This window comes from Cloacibacterium normanense, from assembly GCF_003860565.1.
In the GTDB taxonomy this organism is placed as follows: Bacteria; Bacteroidota; Bacteroidia; order Flavobacteriales; family Weeksellaceae; genus Cloacibacterium; species Cloacibacterium normanense.
The window spans coordinates 1,166,155-1,191,715 of record NZ_CP034157.1 but is presented as its reverse complement, the minus strand read 5'-3'; the positions used below and the strand labels follow the sequence as shown (position 1 = coordinate 1,191,715).

The 25,561-nt window shown below is 31.1% G+C and carries 18 protein-coding genes; 13 read left to right on the top strand and 5 right to left on the bottom strand.

The genetic code is table 11. The features are described from left to right. Positions 1-36: 36 nt before the first annotated feature. The 3 genes from EB819_RS05440 to EB819_RS05430 form a co-directional block, all read right to left on the bottom strand. Positions 37-2,226 carry a B12-binding domain-containing radical SAM protein gene (locus tag EB819_RS05440; RefSeq protein ID WP_069799340.1) on the bottom strand — a complete coding sequence of 730 codons (2,190 nt, stop codon included), beginning with the start codon at positions 2,224-2,226 and terminating at the stop codon, positions 37-39. 105 nt (positions 2,227-2,331) lie between these two features. Continuing rightward, complete coding sequence (locus EB819_RS05435; protein WP_069799269.1) at positions 2,332-3,606, bottom strand: aminotransferase class I/II-fold pyridoxal phosphate-dependent enzyme; 1,275 nt, start codon at positions 3,604-3,606, stop codon at positions 2,332-2,334. Positions 3,607-3,680: 74 nt separating this feature from the next. After that, a complete protein-coding gene (locus EB819_RS05430) occupies positions 3,681-4,718 on the bottom strand; it encodes a PLP-dependent cysteine synthase family protein (RefSeq protein ID WP_069799271.1) in 1,038 nt (345 codons plus the stop codon). A gap of 271 nt (positions 4,719-4,989) precedes the next feature. Here EB819_RS05430 and EB819_RS05425 point away from each other — a divergent pair, with 271 nt between their 5' ends. The 10 genes from EB819_RS05425 (at position 4,990) to EB819_RS05380 (ending at position 18,142) form a co-directional block, all read left to right on the top strand. Further along, complete coding sequence (locus EB819_RS05425; RefSeq protein ID WP_069799274.1) at positions 4,990-8,475, top strand: glycosyltransferase family 117 protein; 3,486 nt, start codon at positions 4,990-4,992, stop codon at positions 8,473-8,475. Between the two features lie 126 nt (positions 8,476-8,601). After that, positions 8,602-10,092 (top strand): DUF8728 domain-containing protein, encoded by a 1,491-nt coding sequence (locus tag EB819_RS05420; RefSeq protein ID WP_069799276.1) that lies wholly within the window; start codon positions 8,602-8,604, stop codon positions 10,090-10,092. Between the two features lie 24 nt (positions 10,093-10,116). Beyond that, positions 10,117-10,650 carry a DUF1697 domain-containing protein gene (locus tag EB819_RS05415; RefSeq protein ID WP_069799278.1) on the top strand — a complete coding sequence of 178 codons (534 nt, stop codon included), beginning with the start codon at positions 10,117-10,119 and terminating at the stop codon, positions 10,648-10,650. A gap of 64 nt (positions 10,651-10,714) precedes the next feature. Then, positions 10,715-12,706, top strand: coding sequence for a S9 family peptidase (locus EB819_RS05410; RefSeq protein WP_069799281.1), 1,992 nt, complete (start codon positions 10,715-10,717; stop codon positions 12,704-12,706). A gap of 100 nt (positions 12,707-12,806) precedes the next feature. Next, positions 12,807-13,298, top strand: a complete 492-nt coding sequence (locus tag EB819_RS05405) for a DNA-deoxyinosine glycosylase (protein WP_069799343.1) — start codon at positions 12,807-12,809, stop codon at positions 13,296-13,298. Further along, positions 13,295-13,927, top strand: coding sequence for a hypothetical protein (locus EB819_RS05400; protein ID WP_069799283.1), 633 nt, complete (start codon positions 13,295-13,297; stop codon positions 13,925-13,927). Before EB819_RS05405 ends, EB819_RS05400 begins: the two co-directional genes overlap by 4 nt. A 96-nt stretch (positions 13,928-14,023) precedes the next feature. Continuing rightward, on the top strand, positions 14,024-15,073 hold the full coding sequence (gene queA, locus EB819_RS05395) for a tRNA preQ1(34) S-adenosylmethionine ribosyltransferase-isomerase QueA (RefSeq protein WP_069799285.1): 1,050 nt from the start codon (positions 14,024-14,026) through the stop codon (positions 15,071-15,073). 93 nt (positions 15,074-15,166) lie between these two features. Next, entirely contained in the window at positions 15,167-16,204 is a 1,038-nt protein-coding gene (gene rlmN / locus EB819_RS05390) for a dual-specificity RNA methyltransferase RlmN (protein WP_069799345.1), read from the top strand. Between the two features lie 5 nt (positions 16,205-16,209). Next, entirely contained in the window at positions 16,210-17,067 is an 858-nt protein-coding gene (locus tag EB819_RS05385; protein WP_069799287.1) for a hypothetical protein, read from the top strand. 97 nt (positions 17,068-17,164) lie between these two features. Continuing rightward, positions 17,165-18,142 carry a polyprenyl synthetase family protein gene (locus EB819_RS05380; protein WP_069799289.1) on the top strand — a complete coding sequence of 326 codons (978 nt, stop codon included), beginning with the start codon at positions 17,165-17,167 and terminating at the stop codon, positions 18,140-18,142. Here EB819_RS05380 and EB819_RS05375 read toward each other — a convergent pair. Together EB819_RS05375 and EB819_RS05370 are read right to left on the bottom strand one after the other, a co-directional pair. Further along, positions 18,123-19,850: a helix-turn-helix domain-containing protein gene (locus EB819_RS05375; RefSeq protein ID WP_069799291.1), complete on the bottom strand. Its 1,728-nt coding sequence runs from the start codon at positions 19,848-19,850 to the stop codon at positions 18,123-18,125. The two genes, EB819_RS05380 and EB819_RS05375, sit on opposite strands and share 20 nt — an antisense overlap. Positions 19,851-20,114: 264 nt before the next feature. Continuing rightward, a complete protein-coding gene (locus EB819_RS05370; protein ID WP_158005959.1) occupies positions 20,115-21,812 on the bottom strand; it encodes a helix-turn-helix domain-containing protein in 1,698 nt (565 codons plus the stop codon). Positions 21,813-22,086: 274 nt separating this feature from the next. Here EB819_RS05370 and EB819_RS05365 point away from each other — a divergent pair, with 274 nt between their 5' ends. The 3 genes from EB819_RS05365 (at position 22,087) to EB819_RS05355 (ending at position 25,561) form a co-directional block, all read left to right on the top strand. After that, on the top strand, positions 22,087-22,302 hold the full coding sequence (locus EB819_RS05365; protein WP_069799295.1) for a hypothetical protein: 216 nt from the start codon (positions 22,087-22,089) through the stop codon (positions 22,300-22,302). A gap of 333 nt (positions 22,303-22,635) precedes the next feature. After that, a complete protein-coding gene (locus EB819_RS05360; RefSeq protein WP_069799297.1) occupies positions 22,636-22,857 on the top strand; it encodes a hypothetical protein in 222 nt (73 codons plus the stop codon). A 274-nt stretch (positions 22,858-23,131) separates the two neighbouring features. Continuing rightward, a complete protein-coding gene (locus tag EB819_RS05355) occupies positions 23,132-25,561 on the top strand; it encodes an alpha-ketoacid dehydrogenase subunit alpha/beta (RefSeq protein ID WP_069799300.1) in 2,430 nt (809 codons plus the stop codon).

The following is a 25,561-nucleotide window of genomic DNA, read 5'->3' as shown; positions in this document are numbered from 1 at the left end:
TTAAAAACTCGAGCAATTTTGCTCGAGTTTTTTGTTTTATAAGGTTAAGATGACTCCGTTTTCTTTTAAAATTTGCATCGGCTTAGAATACCAAAACAATTCGAAATCATCAAAATCTAACTCATATTTTGCTTTTAACTGGTTGAATGTTACGTTTTTATTAGAATGAATAGAAATTTCATCAATGGTTTCAAGAAGCCAAACTGCTTTTTCTTTTTCTAAATTGATGCTAAAAACATTGGTCTTTTCATGGAAGGTAAGTGTTGCCATTTCCCAAGAATTTCCTTTTTTGGTTTTAGTATAAAATTCAACTAACGGTTTTACACTTGTCCAAATGATTTTAGCGTTAGGTTTGGTGCTAAAGTGGTCTTCTTCTAATAAACAATCGTGAATATAATCAGGATGAATAGTGGTTTTTGAAATTTTAAAATCAAACCATTCTTGCAGTGGATTTTCAAAACAAATTCCGTGCATGTAATTGAATAGGGATTTTTTGAGTCCGAAACTAAATTTACTGTGGTTGATTCCGGTTTTATCTTGAAATTCCACATCATTATTGGCAAAAGTAATCTCTTTCAAGAGAGGAATTACGCCAAATTCTTCAGGATTTTTCCCAACAGGAGAATGTGCGGTCATGGCAAACTGATGCCAAAATCCGCTTTGTAAAATTCCCATTTCGAACATTTGACGAACCATTTCCAAAGAATCGATGGTTTCTTGTTCGGTTTGTGTAGGATAACCGTACATTAAATAGGAGTGAACCATAATTCCTGCTTCTGTGAAATTTCTGGTGACTTTGGCAACTTGAGAAACAGAAACTCCTTTGTTGATGAGTTTCAATAATCTGTCCGATGCTACTTCTAGACCGCCAGAAACCGCTACACAACCCGAAAGTTTAAGTAAAAAGCATAAATCTCGTGTAAAGCTTTTTTCAAATCGAATGTTTGTCCACCAAGTCACAACTAATTTTCTTCTCAAAATTTCAAGAGCCACTTCTCGCATCAGAGCTGGTGGTGCTGCTTCATCTACAAAGTGGAAACCGTTTTCAATTGTTTTTTCAATGAGTTCTTCCATTCTGTCTACCAAAATTTTAGCAGCAATAGGCTCATAAATTTTGATATAATCGAGCGATATGTCGCAAAAAGTACATTTTCCCCAATAACAACCATGAGCCATTGTGAGTTTATTCCATCTTCCATCGCTCCACAAACTGTGCATAGGATTCGCGATTTCTATTACGGAAATGTATTGATCTAAAGGTAAATCTGTGTAATCTGGCGTCCCAATTTCGGCTTGTTTATAATCGTGTCTTTCTGAGTTATTTTTATAAACAATTTCCCCGTTTTCTAAGAGGAAGGTTCGCTTGAATAAAGATTCTTCACTCTGCTCAGAATGACAAACGTTTTCAAAAAGTAATTCTATCGGAAGTTCACCATCGTCTAATGTGATGAAATCAAAAAATTCAAAAACTCTTTTGTCTTTTAAATCTCGGAGTTCTGTATTGGCAAAACCGCCACCAAAAGCCGTTTTAATCTTTGGATAATGATTTTTGATATGTTGAGCGCATCTAAACGCTGAATACAAATTACCAGGAAACGGAACGGAAAAACAAACCAGTTTCGGCTGCGTTACGGTAAGTTTTTTATCTAAAATTTCAAGAGTAAAGTTATCTACGAAAGTTTTGTCTGATTGAAGTTTTTGATACAATTCGTCAAATGAATTAGCACTTCTTCCCAGTCGTTCTGCATATCTGCTAAATCCAAAATTTTCATCAACATTTTCTATGATGTAATCTGATAAATCTTCTAAATAAAGGGTAGCGAGATGTTTTGCTTTGTCTTGCAGTCCCATGTTTCCAAAAGCATATTCCATATCATCTAACTGATTAAATCTGGATGCTTCTGGCAAGAAATTCATACTGCAAATTTGCCTTGCAAGTGTTGGTTTTTTGTTTTGAAGAAAAGCTATAACTTCATCTATGGTTTTGATGTATTCTTCTTTTAACGCGAAAATTCTCTGAACGTTTTCAGATAAATTTGCAGGCTTTACATTAAAAATTTCACTAACTCCTTTTTTGGAAAAAATTTCTAAGATAACTTCAATTCCCAAATCGATTTGATAACTCGAAATATTTTTGGTATTAAGAAATCCTTTCAAGTACGCAGTTGCAGGATACGGCGTATTGAGTTGGGTAAATGGAGGAGTGATGAGCAGTAAATCTTTCAAAAAAATGAATTTTTGCAAAGGTATGATTTTCCTATAGATTTTTGGAATAAAAAAAATCCGTCAGAAGAGTTTCTCACGGATTATATAAGTTTTAATTTTTTACTTTTATAAAGGTTTAAATTCTAAACCTTGTTCAGCAAGAAGTTTCTCTGCTTGTTCTTTGTAAACACCATTCACTAATTTATCATGAATAGCTTCAAAAGCAGCAAGAGTTTCATTGATTTCAGCATCTGTGTGAGAAGCTGTAGGAATTAATCTTAATAGAATGCTTCCTTTTGGTATTACTGGATATACTACTACAGAAGTGAAAATTCCGAAATTTTCTCTTAAATCTTTAACTAGAAGAGTAGCTTCTACTGGTGTTCCTTGCATGAAAACAGGAGTTACACAAGTGTTAGAGTTTCCTAAGTTGAAACCTCTGTCTAATAATCCTTTTTGGAGTTTTTCTACATTTTCCCAAAGTTTAGCTTTGATTTCTGGTCTTGTTCTTAAAAGTTCTAATCTTTTTAAACCTCCTATTACCATTGGCATCGTCAATGATTTTGCGAAAATTTGAGAACGTAGATTGAATTTTAAGTATCTGATGATTTCTTTGTTTCCAGCGATAAATGCACCGAAACCAGCCATAGATTTAGCAAAAGTAGAGAAGTACACATCAATTTGGTCTTGGCAACCCTGCTCTTCTCCAGCTCCAGCTCCAGTTTTTCCTAAAGTACCGAAACCATGAGCATCATCTACTAATAAACGGAAACTGTATTGTTTTTTGAATTCAGCAATTTCTTTAAGTTTTCCTTGTTGACCAGTCATCCCGAAAACTCCTTCAGTGATTACTAAAATACCGCCGCCGTTTTCTTCTGCAACTTTAGTCGCTCTTTTAATATTTTTTTCGAAGCTATCCATGTCATTATGACGGAACATGAAGCTTTTTCCCATGTGAAGACGAACTCCATCTACAATACAAGCGTGAGAATTAGAATCATAAACAATTACATCATGTCTAGAAACCAATGCATCAATTGTAGATAACATTCCTTGGTAACCAAAATTCAATAAATAAGCAGATTCTTTTCCTACGAAATCAGCTAATTCTCTTTCTAATTGTAAGTGTTGTTCTGTTTCACCAGACATTGCTCTAGCTCCCATCGGATAGAACATTCCGTATTCTGCAGCTGCTTTAGCGTCAGCTTCTAGAACTTCTGGGTGATTACAAAGTCCTAAATAATCATTTGCACTCCAAAAAATTACTTCTTTTCCTTGGAACTTCATTCTCGGGCCAATTGGGCCTTCTAATCTTGGGAAAATGAAATAACCTTCACCATAATCTGCAAATTGACCTAGAGGACCAGGATTTTCTTTAATTCTTTCAAAAATATCTTTCATTTCGATGATATTGTAGATTTGTATTTTAAATTTTAAAAAAATCAGATGCCAAGAAGGACATCTGAATTCTATTTTTATTTAATGTATTCTGTTTTAAAAACTTCTTCGTAATTATGGACACAATTATTGATGAATCCTTGTTCTTCCATCCATTTATCACTGTATACTTTGGTAATGTATCTAGAACCGTGGTCAGGGAAAATAAGGACTACTAAATCGTTTTCTGAGAAAGGATTTGCATTTGCATATTGTCTAAGTGCTTGTAAAACAGCTCCAGTAGTATAACCGCCCATAATCGCTTCTTTAAGAGCAATTTCTCTAGTACAATAAGCACTCATTTCATCATTTACTCTCACAAAATGATCTATTCTGTCAAAAAGTAAAGCGGATGGAATAAGATTTTTTCCTAATCCTTCAATTTGGTATGAATGAATTTCAGAAGGGTCTATTTCACCTGTTTCGTGATAGGTTTTTAGGATAGAACCATCTGCATCTACACCAATAATTTTGATATCAGGATTTTTTTCTTTTAAAAATTTAGCAGAACCAGAAAGTGTTCCACCAGTTCCTGTACATGCAAAAAGATGAGTGATTTTTCCTTCTGTCTGTTCCCAAATTTCTGGACCAGTAGAAGAATAGTGTGCGTCTATATTCAGCTCGTTAAAATATTGATTGATGTAAATAGAATTTGGCGTTTCTGCTGCAATTTTTTTCGCTACTTCATAATAAGAGCGAGGATCATCTGCAGGAACAGAAGCAGGACAAACGTATACAGTAGCACCCAAAGCTTTAAGATAAGCAATTTTTTCTGGCTTGGTTTTATCACTTACAGAAAGAATACATTTGTATCCTTTTATAATACTTACCATAGCGATAGAAAAGCCCGTATTTCCAGAAGTGGTTTCTACGATAGTAGCACCAGGAGTTAAAAGACCTTTTCTTTCGGCAGCTTCTATAATATGAAGCGCGATTCTATCTTTAGTAGAATGCCCCGGATTAAAAGATTCTATTTTAGCATAAACTTTTGCTGGAATATCCTTAGTTACTTCATTAAGTTTCACCATTGGAGTATTACCAATTAACCCGAGAATATTATCAAAAACGTTCGTCATTTTCTTCATTTTTCTCTAAAAAACCGTTTGCAAAAATAAGAAAAAAATCAAATAAATTTATCATTTTGTCCTAACATTTTGAAAGGAAAGCAAATAGAAATGATTTTTTTCATGTTTTTTGTTCAATTCTTTACCAAATTTTAAGCCAAACAAATGTTTAAATTTATTTTTTCATTTTTTTTCTTAAAATATTCTTAATAAATCTATGTTTTAGAAAATATCAGAATAAAAAAACTTAATTTCGCAACATTGTAAATTTTTAAAAATTTCTATGAAGAATTGGACTTTCAAAAAATGGAACACCATTTTAGGTTGGGTGGTTTTTGCCATTGCATTTTTCACCTATTTATCTACTATTGAACCTAATTTTAGTTTTTGGGATTGCGGAGAATACATTTCATCTGCTGTAAAATTAGAAGTTACTCACGCTCCTGGTGCTGCATTATTCCAATTAATGGGTGCTGTTGCAGCTATTTTTGGCTTCGGAGATGGTTCTAAATATTCTATAATTATCAATGCTATGTCTGCGCTTTTCAGTGCATTCACCATATTATTTTTATTTTGGACGATTACGCATTTCGTAAGAAGACTTTTGAATAAAGATTTCGAAGATGTAACCGTTTCAGACGAAATTGCCATTCTATTTGCTGGTGTCATTGGTGCTTTAGCTTTTACTTTTTCAGATACTTTTTGGTTTTCTGCGGTAGAAGGAGAGGTTTATTCTATGTCTTCTATGTTTATTGCACTTTTGGTTTGGCTCATTACGAAATGGGAAAACGAATATCATGACAGTGATAATGAACGTTGGCTCATTCTAATTTTCTTCATTACAGGGCTTTCTGTAGGAGTTCACATGATGGTAATGTTAGCAGTTCCAGCAGTTTGTTTGGTGTATTACGCTAGAAATTATGAATTTACTTGGAAGAGTTTTATCATCGCTAATTTGGTGACACTTTTCATTTTAGCAGTAGTTTTCAAAGGGATTTTCCCAATTATCATGAGTCTTTTCGGTAAATCTGAAATTTTCTTTGTGAACGGATTAGGCTTACCTTTCCATTCAGGAACAATTGTTGCATTTATCATTTTGTTTGCTTTAATGTATATAGGAATTTCTTATGCTAGAAAATCTAAAAGCAAATTATATCAAACCATCGCACTATCAGTAATCTACATGATTATTGGTTTTTCTTGTTGGTTAGTCATTCCGATTAGAGCGAATGCAAATCCGCCAATGAACCTTAATGATCCAGATAACGCCATCGGAATGTTAGATTATTACAATCGTGAACAATACGGAGATTGGCCAACTTCTTACGGACAAAACTATACTGCATATTTAGACAATTATGGAATTGAAAAAAATGATGATGGTAGTTATAAAACGCAGAAAACTGGTGATGTTTATGAGAAAAACGAAAAAACCGGTCGTTATGATATTGTAGGAGAGCGTTTTAATTACGTTTATTCTAAAGAACATGTAAGCATTATGCCGAGAATGTTCAATGAAGATGAAACCGTGATGAGCAATTACATTTCTATGTATGGAGCGCCAGATTTTGAATTCAATTATGACAATCAAGATATTGCAGATAATCCTCAGGCTAAAGAAGTTTTTGACCAATTAAGACAAAAATTTGAAGACGGAAGCATCACGCTTGATGATTACAAACAAGCCAGAGAATATGATTTAATCAAGGTTCATAGACCTACATTGGCACAGAATCTTACGTATTTTGTAGAATTTCAAATTGGATATTATTTTGTAAGATATCTCATGTGGAATTTTGTAGGAAGACAGAACGATTTAGAAGGTCACATGGAAAATACCAATGGAAACTGGGTTTCTGGTATTCCTGTAATTGATGAAATGCAATGGGGAAGTCAAAAAGATATGCCTGCAAAATTCAAAAATGAAAGTACGGTTTATTTCTTCTTTTTACCATTGATTTTAGGACTTTTGGGAGCATTTTTCCAATTCAACAAAGATTTTGGAAGATTCTGGGCGCTACTTTCTTTATTCGTGTTAACCAGTTTTGGAATTATTTTCTACACCGGTGTAAAACCTTTTGAACCAAGAGAAAGAGATTACGCAATGGTAGGAAGTTTCTATGCGTTTGCGATTTGGATAGGTTTTGGAGCTGCAGCAATTCTTTGGTATTTACAAGAAAAAATTAAATCAAATGCTGCTACATGGGTTACTGGAATTGTTTTATTAGGAGTTCCATTGATGATGGGCTTCCAAAACTATAATTCTCATGATAGAAGTGAACGTTATGCAGCTTATGATTTTGCTTATTCTTCATTAAAATCCCTTCCAAAAGATGATATTTTCTTTGTTTATGGTGATAATGATACGTATCCAATTTGGGGACTGCAAGAAACGGAGCAATTCAGAGATGATGTAAAAGTGGTGAATTTCACGCTTCTAGGAACACCTTGGAATATAGACCAAGTAAAACGCAGAACATACAATTCAATGCCAGTTCCGTCAGTTCTTACGCACGAAGAATACAGAGATGGAACCAATGATCAAGTGGTTTTACTTTCTGCAGAAGATTGGAAAAATTTTATTCAGAATAATGTAGATGCAGGAGTTCCAGAGAGTTTATTTGAGCCTTACAAAAAATATATGGTTCAAGATTCTATGAACATCAAAGACGCCGTAAATTTCTTGAGAAAAAGAAGTCCAGAAAAAGATGAAATTTTAAAATTACTTTTTGGAGAAGATAAATATGAGCGTTTTAATTTCTTGCCTGTTTCTAGATTTGTTTTGCCTGTAAATAAAGCAAATGCCGTGAAATCTGGAATCATTTCTGCTAAAGATTTACCGAATACAGTAGACCAAATTACCATAGACTACAGAAGAGGAAATATGTTTAAAGCCAATTATATTTTGATGGATATTTTGGCGAATTTCGATTGGAAACGTCCTATCAATTTCTCAGTGGGTGGAATTTATGATGACGAAAACATTTTCTATTTGAAAGAATATCTTCAATTTGATGGATTCAGTTATAGATTAGTGCCTATTAAAACAGAAGAAAGAGAAGATGGCGAAATGGGAAGAGTAGACGCTGAAGATTTATATAAAATTGTCAAAAATTACAAATGGGGCAATTTCAAAAATCTAAATGTTCACATGGACGAAACGTGTACACAGAATATCGTAAGTTACAGAAGTTCTGCAAGTAGAGCCGCAGAAGCATTGACTTTAGAAGGTAAAAAAGCTAAAGCTATCGAAGTTTTAGATTTGGCAAGCAGAGAAATTCCTTCTACCAAATATAACGACCCTCGTTCTCTAAGTGCAATGGTTTATGGATATATTGTTGCAGGTCAAGAACAAAAAGGATTGAAATTGGCAGAGCAATTAAAAAGAGATATTTTCGAAGAATATGACTATTATTTGTCGCTTTCTAAATATGAACAAAAATATGTGAAAAAACAGATGAATGCTCAACCTATCTTGTATTCATTGGTAACAGGAGCGGTTTCTGATGCGTATAAGAAAATCGGTCAAAAAGATAAAGGTTACAATTACTTGTTAAAATCCATCGAACCGATTGATAAGAGATTTAAAAATTTCATCAGTGATTTACAGATGGCAGGAAAAGAAAAAGCCTTCAACGAAGCTGAAAAAGTACAAAAAATCACACCGTTTTATTCTTATTTGTTTGAAGTGATGAAACCTTATGATTCTACTTATCCAAAAGAAAAAGAAGCAGAAATCACCAGACAAATGATGAAAGCTACGAACTAGTTTTTTAATTAAAATTCTATATAAAATCCGTTAGAAATATTCTGACGGATTTTTTTATGACTGAAAGTCTAAAATCTTTGACAGCGATTTTTTTAAAACTATATTTGTAAAAATTTACACGAAAAAATGTCTGAAACTTTACAGAAGTACGCGAAATTTCCTCTTTTAGCAGTAATTTTTACCGTTTTGGTAAAACTTCTTTTTTTGCTCACGCATCATATTCAGGAAGATGCTTTTATCACGTGGAGAGTAGCGCAAAATTTATTAGATTACGGTGTAATTGGTTTCAATGGAGAAACTAAAATTTCTGCTTCTACTACACATTTGTATGTGTTTGTTTCTTATATTTTTAATCTGATTTTTGGCAAAGAAAACTTCATATATCCATTATTGATTTTCAATTCATTATTGTTTACGATAGGGAGTTACTTTCTTTCAAAATTAATCCTCGAAAATCCTTTACATCAAGCTATTTTCATCTTCTTATTTGGCATTTTGCCACCATCTATTAAAATTTCAATTCTCGGAATGGAATACGGAATTCTGTTCTTTCTAGAAATGGCTTTATTGTATTTTGGGTTCAAGCAAAATAAAATTTGGGCGCAAATTCTTTTCCCTATTCTTATTCTTTTCACCAGAATAGATACAGTGATTTTCTTAGGAATTGTCTTTTTGGCCGATATTATTTGGAATAAAAAAATTCGTTGGTTCTACATTTTAGGTGGAATTTTAGGAGTTGTCGTTTTGATGAGTTTCAACTGGTTTTACTTCGGTGAATTGGTGAATAATACCATTGTTGCCAAAAGTGTGACGTATGCAAAAAACATGAGTTTGGCACTCCAGTGGAAATATTTCCTAATGAATTATGGTAATTTCTGGGGAATGCTGAAACTTCCAGGAGATTTTAATCCTTTCACGATTTTGGTTTTATTTTTTGAGCTTTTAGCGTTTTTATATATCGTTTCGAAGAGAGAAAGTAAAAACCTTTTCATCTGGATAATTTTCCTTTTTGGCTGGACAAAACAATTGATTTTTATTTCACAAAGGAGTTATTTTGATTGGTATTATTGGGTTCCACAGATTTTGCTTTTTGCAGTGATTTTGGTATTTGTTTTAGAGCAAAAAACATATAAATTGTGGTGGATTTCTCTGCTTTTGATTTTCTATATTTTACCGATGGCAGCTTTTCAAACGGTTCATTCTATCGCCACAGGAAACGGAGAGTGGAATTACAGAAGAAGCATTGGTTTGTTTCTAAAAGACTACGAAAAAGATAAAAATCAATACATTTTGTTAGAACCAGCTGGTTATATTCCATTTTTTTCAGGTTTAAAGGCAATAGATGAAGTAGGTTTGGTGGATAAAGAAATTCAAGCTGAAATCAAAAAAGACAAAGCCAATTATTGGAAAAACACCGTCGAAAAAAGAAAACCAAAGTATTTATTGGCTCCAAAAAATTTATTTGAAGGAAAAGATGGAAGTTTTTACCAAGAAAACTATCAATTATTGAAGGAATTTAGAATTAAAAATCACTTAAATTCTGACAATAAAATTTTAGAAAAAATATACAGATTAAAACCTTCTGGAACAGATTATAATCTCTACGAAAGAAAATAATTAACTCAACCTTTGCATTAACCTATGAAATACTGTGCTTTTTTACGCGGCGTAAACGTAAACGGAACTGCAATGAAAATGGCAGAAGTCTGTGATATTTTCAAAAAAGCAGGAATGAAAGACGTTTCTAGCGTTTTGGCAACAGGAAATATTTTATTTGAATCTGATGAAGTTCCAGAAAATTTAAAACAAAAACTGGAAAAGTCACTTTCCGAGCATTTTCATTACGAAGCATTTCTGTTTTTAAAAACTGATGAAGAAGTGAAGGGGATTTTAGAAAATTCTCCTTTTGAGAAAGACGAAAATCTACATATTTACAGTTTTATTTGTAATTCGGGAGACGAAAATCTTTTGATGCAAGAATTTCTAAAAACCAATCATCAAGAACAGGAAGAAGCCAAATTAATCAAAGGTAATTTTTATTGGAAAATTCCTAAAGGAAATACCCTTGACAGTGAGTTTGGTAAGATTTTGGGAAAGAAATCTTTTAAAAACATTCTAACCAGCCGAAATATCAACACCATCGAAAAAATTGTCAATAAATTTTTCATCCTTTAGGAAAGAGGCAAAGAAAATTTATCCATAAATTTAAGTAATTTTAGACCGCTAAAATCATTATAAAATGAAACTAAAACATACAATTATCGCTCTAGCAGCACCTTTCCTTATGAAAGCACAACAGGTAATGACGCCAGAAATTCTCTGGACGCTTAATAAATTCTCGGTTACCGCAGTAGAACCATCTCAATCTGGGCTATTTTACAGCGTAGGAAAAGTAGATTTGAAGACTGAAAAGACTAATAAAGAACACTTTTACTACGATTTGTCAAAAAATCAAACTTCTAAAGTTGATTTCGGTAAAAAATCTTTAATTCAGTGGGACAAAAACGGAATTTACGCTTCAGAAGGTGATAAAATCTATATTTCTAAAGACAGAGGATTGACTTGGACTGAATTTTATACCATTGGCGATGCAGACAATATTAACATTTCTCCAGATGGTAAAAAAATCGCTTTTAGTAAGTCGGTTCACGTAGAAAAATTGTTAGGAAAAGACAAATATTCTGACCTTCCTAAAACGACAGCTCAAATTTATACAGACCTTAATCACAGGCATTGGGATGCTTGGAACGAAGGGAAATACAATCACGTTTTCGTTGCCAATTTAGGTGAAGATGTTGCGAAAGCTAAAGATTTATTAGAAAATTTACCTTTTGATGCTCCTCAAAAACCTCATGGTGGAAGCGAAGATTTCGTTTGGAGTCCAGATTCTTCTAAAGTTTTATACGTTTGCAAGAAAAAATCGGGTAAAGATTATGCAACCAGCACTAATACAGATATTTATGCTTATGATTTAGCTTCTGGTAAAACCGAAAACTGGACAGAAGGAATGATGGGATACGATGTAAATCCTAAGTTTTCGCCAGATGGAAAATCTTTGCTTTGGCAATCTATGGCGAGAGATGGTTATGAAGCAGACAAAAATGACATTGTAGTGATGGATTTGGCTTCTAAAAAAATCACAATTCTTACTAAATCTTGGGACGAAAGTGTAGTGGGAGATGTAGCATGGAGCCCAGATTCTAAAAATATTTATTTTTCTACCGCTTACAGAGGTGTAAAACAGCTTTTCTACATCGGTTTAGATGGGAAAGTGAAGCAAATTTCTGGTGGTAATTTTGATGTGAATGAAATTATTGCCTTCCAAAGCGGAAATATTTTGGTAACCAGAACAGATATTAATCATAATGCAGATTTATTTAAAGTTAATGTAAAAGACGGAAGTATGTTACAGCTAACTTCTATAAATAAAGATACTTACGCTAAATTATCTCAAGGAAAATCTGAACTGAAAATGGTGAAAACTTCAGATGGTAAAGAAATGGGAGTTTGGTTCCATTATCCACCGAATTTTGACCCAAATAAGAAATATCCTACACTTTTATATTGTCAAGGAGGTCCGCAATCTGCTTTAACTCAATTTTTCTCTACGCGTTGGAATTTCGCTTTAATGGCTGCAAATGATTACATCGTAGTTGCGCCAAATAGAAGAGGAATGCCAGGTTGGGGAACCAAATGGAATGAAGATATTTCTAAAGATTGGGGAGGACAACCAATCAGAGATTATTTAGCAGCGGCAGATTTTGCAAAAACTTTACCTTATGTAGATGGTGATAGAATGGCTGCAGTTGGCGCAAGTTACGGTGGTTACAGCGTTTTCATGTTGGCAGGAGTTCACGAAAATAGATTCAAAACGTTTATTGCTCATGACGGATTGTTTGATATGAAATCTTGGTACGGAACTACCGAAGAATTATGGTTTGCCAATTGGGATTTAGGTTCGCCTTGGGAAAAACCTTTACCAAAAGCGTATACAGATTTTAACCCAATCAATTTTGTAGACCAATGGAATAAGCCAATTATGGTGATTCAAGGAGGTCTGGATTTCAGAGTAGGTTATGAACAAGGTCAGGAAGCTTTTCAAGCAGCAAAAATGAAAGGTCTGAAAACCAAATTCCTTTATTTCCCTAATGAAAACCACTGGGTTTTACATCCTCAAAACGGTCTAGTTTGGCAAAGAGAATTCTTCGATTGGTTGAAAGAAACTTTGTAGAAATCAGAAATAGATTTTTATTTTATCAATAGAAACGGGCTTTAGCCCGTTTTTCTTTTTTTGTATATTTGAGTTGGCTTTAGCCGAAACTTATTTTAAAATGCAAAAAATATCCTCATTTCCACCAATCATTGATAACGAATCAAAAATTCTGATTTTGGGCTCTATTCCAGGAGTTAAATCTTTGGAAATGCAACAATATTACGCGCATCCTCAAAACAAATTTTGGAAAATTATTTGTGAAATTTTTAATGAAGATTTTACTACCGATTACTCTGAAAGAATTAAAATTTTAGAAAAATACCACGTTGCACTTTGGGACATAATAGAAACTTGCGAAAGAAAAGGTAGTCTAGATTCTGAAATAAGAAATGAAGAAGCGAACAAAATAGGAGAGTTGTTACAGAATTTCCCAAATATAAAAGCTATTTTCTGTAACGGACAAAAATCTTACAAAAATTTACAGAAAATTTTACTAAAAGAATTTCATCTGCCAATTATTGTTTTACCTTCTACAAGCCCTGCTCATGCAAGTTTGAGGTATGAAGAAAAATTATTATCTTGGCAAAAAATTAAAAACTATTTACCATGAAAAAATTATTTCTTTCTTTCGTTTTACTATTTTCTTTATTTGTTTTTTCTCAAGAGTATCAATTTGATAAAAAATGTGTTAGTAATTCCACTAGAATTAGTCCAAAAATTGGAAATAAAAATTCATGGAAAAGTTATATTTATTTTAATTCTAGCAACAATAATTATTATATGAATCAAAGAAATGATGATTCTTATTACTATATAACTGATAATTCTTTAAAAGAGGTTATTGCTTTACAACGTATAAACAGTGAAAAACCATATTATTCTTATTTAGATAAGAAAACTTTTGATTACAGTTATAGTGAAAAAGAAATTGGAAAAATAATAATAAAAGAATTAGCAGAAGATGAGTTCCTAGTTCAATGTTTTGTAAATGATGATTCTAAAAAAACAAATTTAGAAGTGAAATTTAAATTATATAAATCAAAAACTCCAATGATTGAAATTAGGTTTATGGATTTAGGTCAAATTATTCATAAAAAAATATACGATTCTTTAAAGGAAAGATTAAATGGAAATAATTTTTGGATTTTATATGCTGAAGTAGATTACAAAAATGGATATAAATTTCTATTTGAGTTTGATGACTGTGAAGAAATAGCTCTTAATCTGAAATTTAACTAGTGTTTTTTCAAAATACTTCCCAAAACACTTGACAACCCCTGTTTTCATATCGTATATTTGCAGGCTTAAAAAATTTAAATAAAATCCGTAAATTTTATGAAAACATCTGATTTCAATTTTCACTTGCCAGAACATTTGTTGGCAGAACACCCTTCAGAACACAGAGACGAAGCAAGATTAATGGTTCTTGACAGAAAGACACAAACCATTGAACATAAACTATTTAAAGACGTAATCGATTATTTTAACGAAGACGATTTATTTATCTTTAACAATACCAAAGTTTTCCCAGCTAGACTATACGGAAATAAAGAAAAAACTGGTGCTAAAATCGAAGTTTTCTTATTAAGAGAACTTGATAAAGAAACCAGAGTTTGGGACGTATTAGTAGATCCAGCTCGTAAAATTAGAATTGGAAACAAACTTTTCTTTACAGAAGATGAATCTTTGGTTGCAGAAGTAATTGATAATACTACATCTAGAGGTAGAACGCTAAGATTTTTATTTGACGGTTCTTATGAAGAATTTCGTGCTAAATTAAAAGAATTGGGAGAAACTCCACTTCCTAAATACATCAAAAGAGAAGTAGAACCAGAAGATGCAGAACGTTACCAAACGATTTATGCTAAAATAGAAGGTGCAGTAGCTGCTCCAACTGCAGGTTTACACTTTTCTAAGCACTTAATGAAGCGTCTAGAAATCAAAGGAATTAACTTTGCAGAAGTTACACTTCACGTAGGTTTAGGAACATTTAACCCAATCGAAGTAGAAGATCTTTCTAAGCACAAAATGGAGTGTGAAGAAGCAATTATCGACGAAAAAACTGCTGATATTATCAACAAAGCAGCTGATGAAAATAGAAGAATTTGTGCTGTAGGAACTACTACAATGAGAGCATTAGAAACTTCTGTTTCTTCTAACAAAAAGATTTCTGCTTACCAAGGTTGGACCAATAAATTTATTTATCCACCTTATGATTTTGGGGTAGCAAACGCTATGATTACCAATTTCCACACGCCAAAATCTACATTAATTATGATGATTGCAGCTTTTGCAGGAACAGATTTTATCATGCACGCTTATGAAGAAGCCGTGAAAAATGAATATAAATTCTATTCTTACGGAGACGCAATGTTGATTTTGTAAGATTAATTTTAAAATAATTTTCTCGCAGATTTGGCTGATATTGCAGATGAATTAAAATCTGCTAAATTTGCTGAATCTGCGAGACTTTTTTATATGAAAGATATCAGAACATTAAGTTTAGAACAGCTCAAAGAATATTTTGTCACTCTTGGCGAAAAACCTTTTCGTGCGAAACAGGTTTATGATTGGTTATGGTCTAAAAATCTTCATTCTATAGATGAAATGACCAACCTTTCTAAAGAGTTGAGAGAAAAAATTTCTCAAGAATTCACCATCAATCCAATTTCTGTGGATTTATTGCAAAAATCTAAAGATGGAACCATCAAAAATGGAGTAAAACTTCATGACGGTCTTTTGGTAGAATCTGTTCTCATTCCTACAGAATCTAGAACTACTGCTTGTGTTTCTTCGCAAGTAGGTTGTAGTTTGAACTGTGAATTTTGTGCAACGGCAAAACTAAAAAGGATGAGAAATCTAGAAGTTGCCGAAATTGTAGACCAAGTTGCTTTGATTGATAAACAGAGCAAACTATATTTTGATAGACCTTTGTCAAACATCGTTTTTATGGGAATGGGAGAACCTATGATGAACTATAAAAACGTAGTAGATGCCATCAGAAAAATTACCCAAGAAGACGGTTTGGGAATGTCTGCACGAAGAATTACCGTTTCTACTTCTGGAATTCCAAAAATGATGAAAATGCTTGCTGATGAAAATTTGAAAGTCAAATTAGCGCTTTCTCTTCACTCAGCAATAGAGCATAAAAGAAATGAAATTATGCCTTTTTCCACAAAATTTCCGTTAACAGAAATTATGGAAGCGATGCAATATTGGTATGATAAAACTGGAAGTAGAATCACCTTTGAATATTGTGTTTGGAAAGGAATTAATGATGGCGACGAAGATATAAAAGCTTTGATAAAATATTGTAAACAAGTTCCTTGTAAAGTGAATTTGATTCAATATAATCCAATTGGTGAAGGAAAATTCGACCATAGAAGTGTAGAAGCCGAAGAAAAATATGTTCGTGAGTTAGAAAAAGCGGGGATTACAGCTTTGGTGAGAAGAAGTAGAGGTGGAGATATTGACGCAGCTTGTGGACAATTGGCCAACAAAAATTCTGGAGAATAAACTCTATGAAAAAATTCATTCTTGTTTTTCTATTTTTTAGTTTTCTTTTTTCTTTTTCTCAAAAAACAGAAAAGTTAGCTCTTAGGAAATACAAAATTGCCACGTTATCAGATTCTTTGAAAGAAACATCTGGTCTTACTTTTCTTAAAGATAAACTCTATACTTTAAACGATGGCGGAAATACCAATGAAATTTTTGAAATTGATAAAATTTCTGGTAAAATTTTATCAAAACTGAAAATTAATTTTCCGAATAAAGATTGGGAAGCGATTACCAGTGATGATGAAGATTTTTATATAGGCGATTTTGGGAATAATGCTGGAAGTAGAAAAGATTTAGCTATTTATAAAACTGATTTTCAGGGAAATTATTCTAAAAATTCCTTTAATTATTCTGCACAAGACGATTTTTCCATACGATATCTTTCTCATAATTTTGATGCAGAAGCCATGATTTTCCTTAATGAAAAAGTTCATGTTTTTTCGAAAGAATGGAGTTCTAAAAATATTTCTCATTATACTATTGACTTACAAAAATCAGAAAATCAATCAATTGTGAATTTGGAGTCTTTTCATACAGGATTTGTCATTACAGATGCTGCTTATTTTCAAGGGAAATTATATGTGGTAGGTTACACTAGAAAAGCGAAAGTGTATTTGATGATTTTTGAGGGAAATTCTGAAGGATTATTTTTCTCTAAACCATTGAAAAAGTATAAGTTAGGCTCTTTTCTTTCGGTGGGGCAAGTAGAAGGAATTGCAGTGAATAAAGATGGAATTTATATTTCTAATGAAGATTTTTCTAAGTTTATTTTCAGTGTAAAACAGCGTTTGTATTTTATTCCTTTCGAAAAGTTAAAATAATTTTTTTATTGCATTCAACGGATTATGTAAGTATAGTTTTAATTAATTATATTTGTATGAATTTATAATTATTGTCAATAATCATTCAATTTATAGCGTGTCAAACATCGTAGAAGAAATCAAGAAGCCGATTAACGAAGAAATGAAACTTTTTGAACAAAAGTTTTATGAATCTATGCAAAGCAGAGTTCCTTTGCTTGATAAAGTTACTCGTTTTATTGTAACCACCAAAGGAAAGCAAATGCGACCAATGTTTGTATTTCTTACCGCTCAATTGGTAGGAAATGTAAATGAAAAGACGTTTCGTGGCGCTTCTATGATTGAGTTGATTCATACTGCTACTTTGGTTCATGATGACGTAGTAGACGAAAGTTTCAAACGTCGTAATTTCTTTTCTATCAATGCTTTATGGAAAAATAAAATTGCGGTTTTGGTGGGTGATTATTTACTATCTAAATCGGTTTTACTTTCTACAGATAATAAAGATTTTGATTTATTGGCTGTTATTTCTAGAACCATCAGAGAAATGTCTGAAGGAGAGTTGCTTCAATTAGAAAAAGCCAGAAAATTAGACATTACAGAAGACGTTTACTATGAAATTATTCGTCAAAAAACGGCTACACTTATTGCAGCTTGTTGCGAAGTGGGCGTTTTGTCTAATGGTGCTGATGAAGTTTTAGCCAAAAAAATGCAAGATTTCGGTACTTATACAGGAATGGCGTTCCAAATCAAAGACGATTTGTTTGATTATCTTTCTAAAAATATTATTGGAAAACCAGTTGGGATTGACATAAAAGAGCAAAAGATGACTTTGCCGCTTATTCATACTTTGAAAACGGCGAATGAAGCTGATAGAAAGTACTATTTCAATACTATAAAAAGATATAATAACGACCAAAAACGCGTAAAAGAGCTGATAGAATTTGTGAAAAAATCTGGTGGACTGGATTATGCAATTGGTGTAATGAAAGATTTTCAGCAAAAAGCAAAAAATATCCTTGCAGAATTCCCTGATTCTGACGCGAAACATTCTCTTAATTTGATGCTTGATTACGTTATAGAGAGGAAGTTTTAATATTTTCCTTCATCATTTTAATGAAGTACGAAGGTTTAATCTCAAATTTTCTTTGGAAATTATCCGAAAATGCCTCAGCATTTGTAAATCCTGCAATATTTGCCAATTCTTTGATGTCTCTATTCAAGTATTTATGTTCTGTTTTGAGCAATTCTACAACATATTCTAACCTTAAGTCATTGAGATAATTACTAAAGTTTTTCTCTTTATAAACATTAATAATTTTAGATAGATAAGTTGGATTGGTTCCCAGTTTTTCGCTGAGTAATTTTTGAGTGATTTTATAGTCTAGAAATTGTTGTTCTTTTTCGAAAATTTCTAACTGTTCTAGAATATATGTAATGGTTGATTCACTAAGTCCCGCGATTTTTGGAGTTAAAGTTTTATCCTCTTCAACAATTGTATCTGGGATTTTCTCGATTTCTGTTTTTTTTTGTGAAATTATTTGTTCAAAACGTTCTTTATATCTCCTTTGTATTTGGAAATATTTATAAGTAGAAAAAGAAATCAATACTATACTTATAATGATTACAAAAAGCGTGAGATATTGATGAATTTTTAAGCTGTTTTCAATATTATTTTTCTCTTCAATAAGCTTTTGAGTATCATATTCTTTATGAATTTTGGCAAAAAGATATTTGTAGTTCTTTTCATAAGATTTATCCAAAGACATTAATTTGTTAATGTATTCGAGTTGCTTATCTGTGTTATTTTTAGAAGCGTAGTATTCTATAAGTAATTCGTAAGCAGGTCTATATTGAGGATTTCTATTTATTCCTATATAATATTCCTTATCTAATTTTTCAAAATATTTTACGGCTTCTTTTTTGTTTCCTAATTGCCAATAGGACATTCCTATGTAAAAAATTTCTGTGTAGTGAGGCCAACTATCTTGGTATAAAGTTTGAGCCTTCTTCAATTTTTCTATAGCCAAAAAATAATTTTTAAGAAAATAAGCGTTGGTTCCTTCGCAAGAAATAAAATATGCATAATAAAAATTAGATTTGTTTTCTTTAATATATTGAAAAGCTTTTTTTAATAATATTTCATTATCAGAAAATTGATTTAATTTTGAGTTGATGTCAATCAAATTGATTAAAGAGTACATAAACATCATTTCATAATTTTTCCCGTAGGTCTGCGATTTATCAAGATTTACAGAAAAGAAATTTACACATTTTTCATATTCCTTTTTGGCATCAGATAATCGACCTAAATACAAATAATTTTGAGCAATAGAATAAATTGTTTGATATTTTAAATAATTATCATTTGTTTTTTCTGCAATTCTGTTAGCAAGCATTAGATAATTAGAAGCAACATCGTGTTGGTTTTTTGCAATAAGTAGAGTAGATTTATTAATGTATGCTTCTGCTAGTATAGAATTATCATTTATTTTTTTAGCAACTAATATAGCACTATCAGAATACTTGACTTTATATTTTTCAGAAGGATTTTGACTGGCATATCTGTAGGCATAAACTAATGCTTTTAAATTATTTTCTTTCTTGGATTTTTTGATGTAAAATTGGATTAATGGCGATGCATTAGCATTGTTATAAACTAAACTATCAATTTTATGTTCTAATTGTAAAAAAGATAAATTTTCTATTTTTTTTCCTTGAGCGTTTGTTGGTATTTGGAGAAAAAATAGAATTATAAAAACTAAGTTTTTGATTATTAGGTAGTTATTGATTTTTGCTTTCAATTTTCACTTTTCTACAATGATAAAACAAAAAATTGAAATAAGAAATATGATATTTTTTCAAAAAATCCCGGTTGATTTTTATGAATTCCGAGTTCAGTTTTTAGTAAGAAAATAATGAAAAGAGTAGTTTTGTTTCATCTTAAAACACGATAAAAAGAGGTAAGATTTAATGACCAAAAAAAACATTACTATTTAGAATAGTAAAGTTCTTCTTCAAAGGGGACTTCAACATGAAAATGTTGAAGTTTTTTTATTTAGATGTTTTTAAGAATGTGTTTTAATATTTTCCTTCATCATTTTAATGAAGTATGAAGGTTTAATCTCAAATTTTCTTTGGAAATTGTCAGAGAAGTTTACCGCATTCGTAAAGCCTGCTAGAGATGCTAGATTTTTGATATCATAGTTTAAATAGGTAGCATCATTTTTCAGTAGTTCTATAATGTAGTCGATTCTTAGATCATTAATATAATAGTTAAAATTCTTTCCTTTGTACACATTAATGATTTTAGAAAGATAAGGTATATTGGTGTTAAATTCTTCACTTAAAAGTCTCAATGACATCTGATTATCAGTAAACCTAAGTTCTTCTTCGAATTTTTCTAGTTGTTGCAAAATATTTTGAACTAAAATAGGATTGAGACCAGGTATTTTGTTGTAAAATTCTAGTTCAGAAGAATTTTTTGGAGCGGTAATTTTTATTTTGTCAGTTATGTTAAGAGTTTTTGGATTTAGATCATCTTCCTGTTTTGATTCTACTTCTGCAAGAGTCTCTATTTTTTCTAAAATATTTTTCTGTGAAATAATTTCTTCAAATTTTTCTTTATATTTTTTTTGTAAAGAGTTATAACGATTCCAATAGAATAATGATGCAAGGATGGTTATTAATAATATTGAACTAATTATAGTTCTTTGATTTTTTAGAGAACTTTCAATTTTGTTCTTTTCATTTATGAGTTTATGAGTATCATATTCTTTATTAATCTTAGAGAATAGGTACTTATAATTTTTTTCATAATTTTTATCAAGAGACATTAAGGTATTGATATATTTTAATTGCTTATCTCTATTACCAATGGAGTCATTATACTTAATTAATAGTTCATATGCTGGTCTAAATTCAGGATTTAATTTTTTTGACTTGTCATATTCTTTATCAATTTCCTCAAAATATTTAACTGCTACATCTCTTTTCCCAAGTTTCCAATTTGAAAGGCCAATGTAAAAAATATCATTTAAATGTGGCCATTGGTCATTATATAATCTAATTGCTTCTGAAAGTTTTTTAATTGCTAAATTATAGTTTGCATTATAAAATGCTTCAGTGCCTTCTGATGAAATAAAATATGGTTTTAAATGTTCAAAATTATTTTTATAAATAAAATCGTATGCTTCCTCTAATAGAGATATATTTTCTTGATGTTTTCCAATTCTTGTATTAGAATCTATTAAACTCATAAGAGAAAATATATAATATGTTTTGTAGTCTTCGTTTAATACTTTTTTATTAAGATTAACTTTAAAATAGTTATAACAATTTACTAATTCTTTGTTTGCATCTTCATGTAAGCCGAGGTAGATTTTATTTTGAGCAATAAAATATGTGGTTTTATTTATTATATAATTATCATTGAGTTCTAAAGAGTATTTATTTGCTATTAATATATTATCAAGCGCCTTCTGATATAAAGACTCATCCATTAGAATAACACCTTTATTAAGATATGCGTCAGTAATTAAAGTTTTATTTTCAGTTCTTTTACTTGCAATGAGAGCGCTGTCAGTATATTTAAAGTTTATTGGAACTGGATAAAATTTACTAGCATATCTGTAGGCTATATATAAGGATTCATTACTGTTTTCTTTTTTGGATTTCTTTATGTAAAATTTAACAATTTTAATTCCTTCATCTGGGTTTGAATAATATAAACTATCAATTATTTTTTCAATTTCTTCATTATCCATTCTTTCTAAATTAATATTTTGACTAAAAGTATTAACTGAAAAAAAAAGAATTGTAAAAAATAATATTTTTATATTAAAACGTTGATTCATAGCAAGTTGATTAATTTAATCAAATTATTTTTTTTGACTTCAAAAATTAATTTTACAATAATACTGTTATTTTTTCTAAAATTTATCATAATTTTTATAAAACAACAGTAATTCTTTATGAAATGACAGTTGAAAAATTTGTTTGTAGATAAACTTTCACGATACATTTGTAAAAAAATTAGTTATGAAAAAAACAGTTCTTTTTTCTATTGGAGTATTAAGTGTTTTATTTGTTTCATGTAGACAAAATGATAATATTTTAAGTAATGAAGATGTTACAACTCTAAAGATTATTCAAAAAAATAGAAATATTAGAGATACCGCGTCTGTAAAAACTTTCAGCATAGATACTCAATCAAGTTTATCAGAATTTGATGATGTGGTTAAGCCACCAAAATAAATAAATCTAATAAAAAAGTAAGATAAAATTTTTTTCATCGTTTGTGTTTTCTCTTTTCGCTGTTTGTTCTCAGAACAGCGAAAGAGATTTTTGAAGAATTTTTTATTTAAATTTTTTGAAAGATTTAAAATAATATTTATAAAAAGTAAAATAAAATTTTTTTTCATCGTTTGTGTTTTCTCCTTTCGCTGTTTGTTTTCGTAGCAGCGAAGGAGATTTTTAAAGAAATTTTAAAATACAATTTAAAGGAATATCTAAGATTTACTTTGTTTATATTCTTAAACATATTTTAATCTTAAGAAATTTAAAATATTAATTTAAAAATTTACTGTTATGAAAAAATTTACACCAATATTGTTAGCATTGGCTTCAATCGCAGTATTATCATTTAAACAATCTAATAGTTCAGAAAAATCTGATGATGTTTTGAGTAAAAATGACATTGAGATTTTAGAAATTATACAAAATAAAAGAAAATTAAGAAATAGTAATGAAAATAAGACTACAGTAGTTTTACATAATGAAGAAGAAGCATTAAGATTTCTTAATAAGTAATATTCAGCTAAAATAAATCTAATAAAAGTAAAATAAAATTTTTTTTCATCGTTTGTGTTTTCTCCTTTCGCTGCTTGTTCTCAGAGCAGCGGAGGAGATTTTTTAAAGACATCATCACAATTATTCATACATTCATATTAATTAAGTTGAGCTTAACACAGTATTTCACTAGAAATATTGTGTTTTGTTTTGTAATTGAAAAATAATCAAAAAAATCAATTTATTTTATCAATTCCATAATTTTATTATCTTTGTAAAAATCCTTATCCAAGATATGCAAACTACTTATATCGAAACACAAACAGTTTCTTTTCAAGATTTTAAGAATCAAATATTAGCAGACTATAAACTAGGTAGAATTTCTCGTGAAATGTCTTATATAGCAAGAAGAGAAGTTTTAACAGGTAAAGCTAAGTTCGGGATTGTAGGTGATGGTAAAGAATTACCACAATTAGCCATGGCAAAAGTTTTTAGAAATGGAGATTTTAGAAGTGGCTATTACAGAGACCAAACTTTCGCATTAGCAGTTGGAGGTTTATCAGTAGAGAGTTTCTTTGCACAATTGTATGCAGATACTTCTGTAGAAAGAGAACCTGCTTCAGCTGGTAGACAAATGAATGGTCACTTTGCAACACGCAGTTTAAATGAAGATGGAACTTGGAAAGATTTAACTCAAATTAAAAATATATCATCTGATATTTCTCCAACTGCAGGACAACTGCCTAGACTTCTAGGTTTGGCTCAAGCTTCTAAGGTTTACAAATCAGTTAAGTTTCACGGTTCAGAGAAATTCAGCAATAATGGAAACGAGGTTGCTTTCGGAACCATCGGTGATGCGTCTTCTGCAGAAGGTCATTTCTGGGAAACTTTGAACGCTGCTTGTGCTTTACAAGTTCCTATGATTTTATCAATTTGGGATGATGGTTACGGAATTTCTGTTCCTACTCATGACCAAAGAGCAAAAGAAGACATGGCAGAAATGCTTTCTGGTTTCCAAAGAAAAGAAGGAAAAACAGAAGGTTGCGAAATTATTCAAGTAAAAGCTTGGGATTATCCTGCACTTCTAGACGCTTATGCTAGAGCCGAACATTTTGCAAGAACAGAATCTGTTCCTGTGGTAATTCACGTGACAGAGGTAACTCAACCACAAGGTCACTCTACTTCTGGTTCTCACGAAAGGTATAAATCTGAAGATAGATTGAAATGGGAAGCAGATTTCGACGGCTTAGAAAAATTTAAAGAATGGATTCTTAATTATTCTATAGAAATTGAAGGAAAAGAAGAAATTTTAGCAACAGTAGAAGAACTTGAAAATTTAGAAAAAGAAGCGAAAAAAATTGCAAAAGACGGTCAGAAAAAAGCTTGGGAAAATTATAGAAATTCTATAGAAATTCTTAAAAATGAAGTACTTCCGTTAGTAGAGAATCTAAAATCTCAGAATAGCGAAGTAGAAGCAGAACTGCAAAAATTCGGTGCATTGATTTCTTATGCTAAAAAGGATGTATTCAGTTTGATGAGAAAAGTTTTGCTTTTGACTAGAACTCATCAATCTACTGAAAGACAATGGCTTGCTTCTAAATATCAACAGCTTTTAGCGCAAGAAAAAGATAATTATTCTTCACACTTGTATTCAGAATCTGAATGGAAATCTACCAATGTAAAAGAAGTAAAACCAGTTTACTCAGAAAATTCTGAAATGGTAGATGGAAGAGTAGTGGTAAGAAATAATTTTGATAAAATCTTTGAAAAATATCCTGAAACTTTGGTTTTCGGTGAAGATGCAGGGAATATTGGTGATGTAAACCAAGGTTTAGAAGGACTTCAAGAGAAATACGGAAAAGTAAGAGTTGCAGATACTGGTATTAGAGAAGCTACAATTTTGGGACAAGGAATTGGTATGGCGATGCGTGGACTTCGTCCGATTGCAGAAATTCAGTATTTAGACTATATTTTGTATTGTTTACAAGGAATTAGTGATGATTTGGCAACACTTCATTACAGAACAAAAGGTGGACAAAAAGCTCCAGTTATCATCAGAACTCGTGGTCATAGATTAGAAGGAATTTGGCATTCTGGTTCACCAATGGCGGGAATTATTAACCTAGTAAAAGGGGTGAATGTTTTGGTTCCTAGGAATTTAACTAAAGCAGCAGGTTTTTATAACACGATGCTTCAGAGTGATGAACCAGCAATTATTGTAGAATGTCTTAATGGTTATAGATTAAAAGAAAAACAACCAGATAATTTAGGTGAATTCACCGTTCCGGTTGGTAAAATAGAAGTAACTAAAGAAGGAAAAGATGTTACTCTAGTAACGTATGGTTCTACTTGGAGATTGGTAATGGAAGCTGCCGAAGAATTAGAAAAATTAGGAATTTCTGCGGAAGTTATTGATATTCAGTCTTTAATACCATTTGATATTTCACATGAAATTGCTGAAAGCGTGAAGAAAACCAATCGTTTAGTGATTATAGACGAAGACGTAGAAGGCGGAACCTCTGCATTTATTCTTCAGCAAATTGTAGAAAAACAAAAAGCATTCAGATATTTGGATTCGGCTCCGTTAACGATTGCAGCAAATGATCACAGACCAGCTTATGCAAGTGATGGAGATTATTTCTCAAAACCTTCTGTAGATGATATGGTTGAGAAAATATATGCAGTTTTTCATGAAGCGAACCCTTCTCAATTTCCAAAAATTTAA

Excerpts from the sequence above, each read along its gene's own strand:
- EB819_RS05385 (WP_069799287.1), top strand. The coding sequence starts at position 16,210 with ATGAAAAAATTCATTCTTGTTTTTCTATTTTTTAGTTTTCTTTTTTCT.
- EB819_RS05360 (WP_069799297.1), top strand. The coding sequence starts at position 22,636 with ATGAAAAAATTTACACCAATATTGTTAGCATTGGCTTCAATCGCAGTA.
- queA (WP_069799285.1), top strand. The coding sequence starts at position 14,024 with ATGAAAACATCTGATTTCAATTTTCACTTGCCAGAACATTTGTTGGCA.
- EB819_RS05410 (WP_069799281.1), top strand. The coding sequence starts at position 10,715 with ATGAAACTAAAACATACAATTATCGCTCTAGCAGCACCTTTCCTTATG.
- EB819_RS05370 (WP_158005959.1), bottom strand. The coding sequence starts at position 21,812 with ATGGATAATGAAGAAATTGAAAAAATAATTGATAGTTTATATTATTCA.
- rlmN (WP_069799345.1), top strand. The coding sequence starts at position 15,167 with ATGAAAGATATCAGAACATTAAGTTTAGAACAGCTCAAAGAATATTTT.
- EB819_RS05425 (WP_069799274.1), top strand. The coding sequence starts at position 4,990 with ATGAAGAATTGGACTTTCAAAAAATGGAACACCATTTTAGGTTGGGTG.
- EB819_RS05435 (WP_069799269.1), bottom strand. The coding sequence starts at position 3,606 with ATGAAAGATATTTTTGAAAGAATTAAAGAAAATCCTGGTCCTCTAGGT.
- EB819_RS05355 (WP_069799300.1), top strand. The coding sequence starts at position 23,132 with ATGCAAACTACTTATATCGAAACACAAACAGTTTCTTTTCAAGATTTT.
- EB819_RS05405 (WP_069799343.1), top strand. The coding sequence starts at position 12,807 with ATGCAAAAAATATCCTCATTTCCACCAATCATTGATAACGAATCAAAA.
- EB819_RS05430 (WP_069799271.1), bottom strand. The coding sequence starts at position 4,718 with ATGACGAACGTTTTTGATAATATTCTCGGGTTAATTGGTAATACTCCA.
- EB819_RS05365 (WP_069799295.1), top strand. The coding sequence starts at position 22,087 with ATGAAAAAAACAGTTCTTTTTTCTATTGGAGTATTAAGTGTTTTATTT.
- EB819_RS05420 (WP_069799276.1), top strand. The coding sequence starts at position 8,602 with ATGTCTGAAACTTTACAGAAGTACGCGAAATTTCCTCTTTTAGCAGTA.
- EB819_RS05400 (WP_069799283.1), top strand. The coding sequence starts at position 13,295 with ATGAAAAAATTATTTCTTTCTTTCGTTTTACTATTTTCTTTATTTGTT.
- EB819_RS05415 (WP_069799278.1), top strand. The coding sequence starts at position 10,117 with ATGAAATACTGTGCTTTTTTACGCGGCGTAAACGTAAACGGAACTGCA.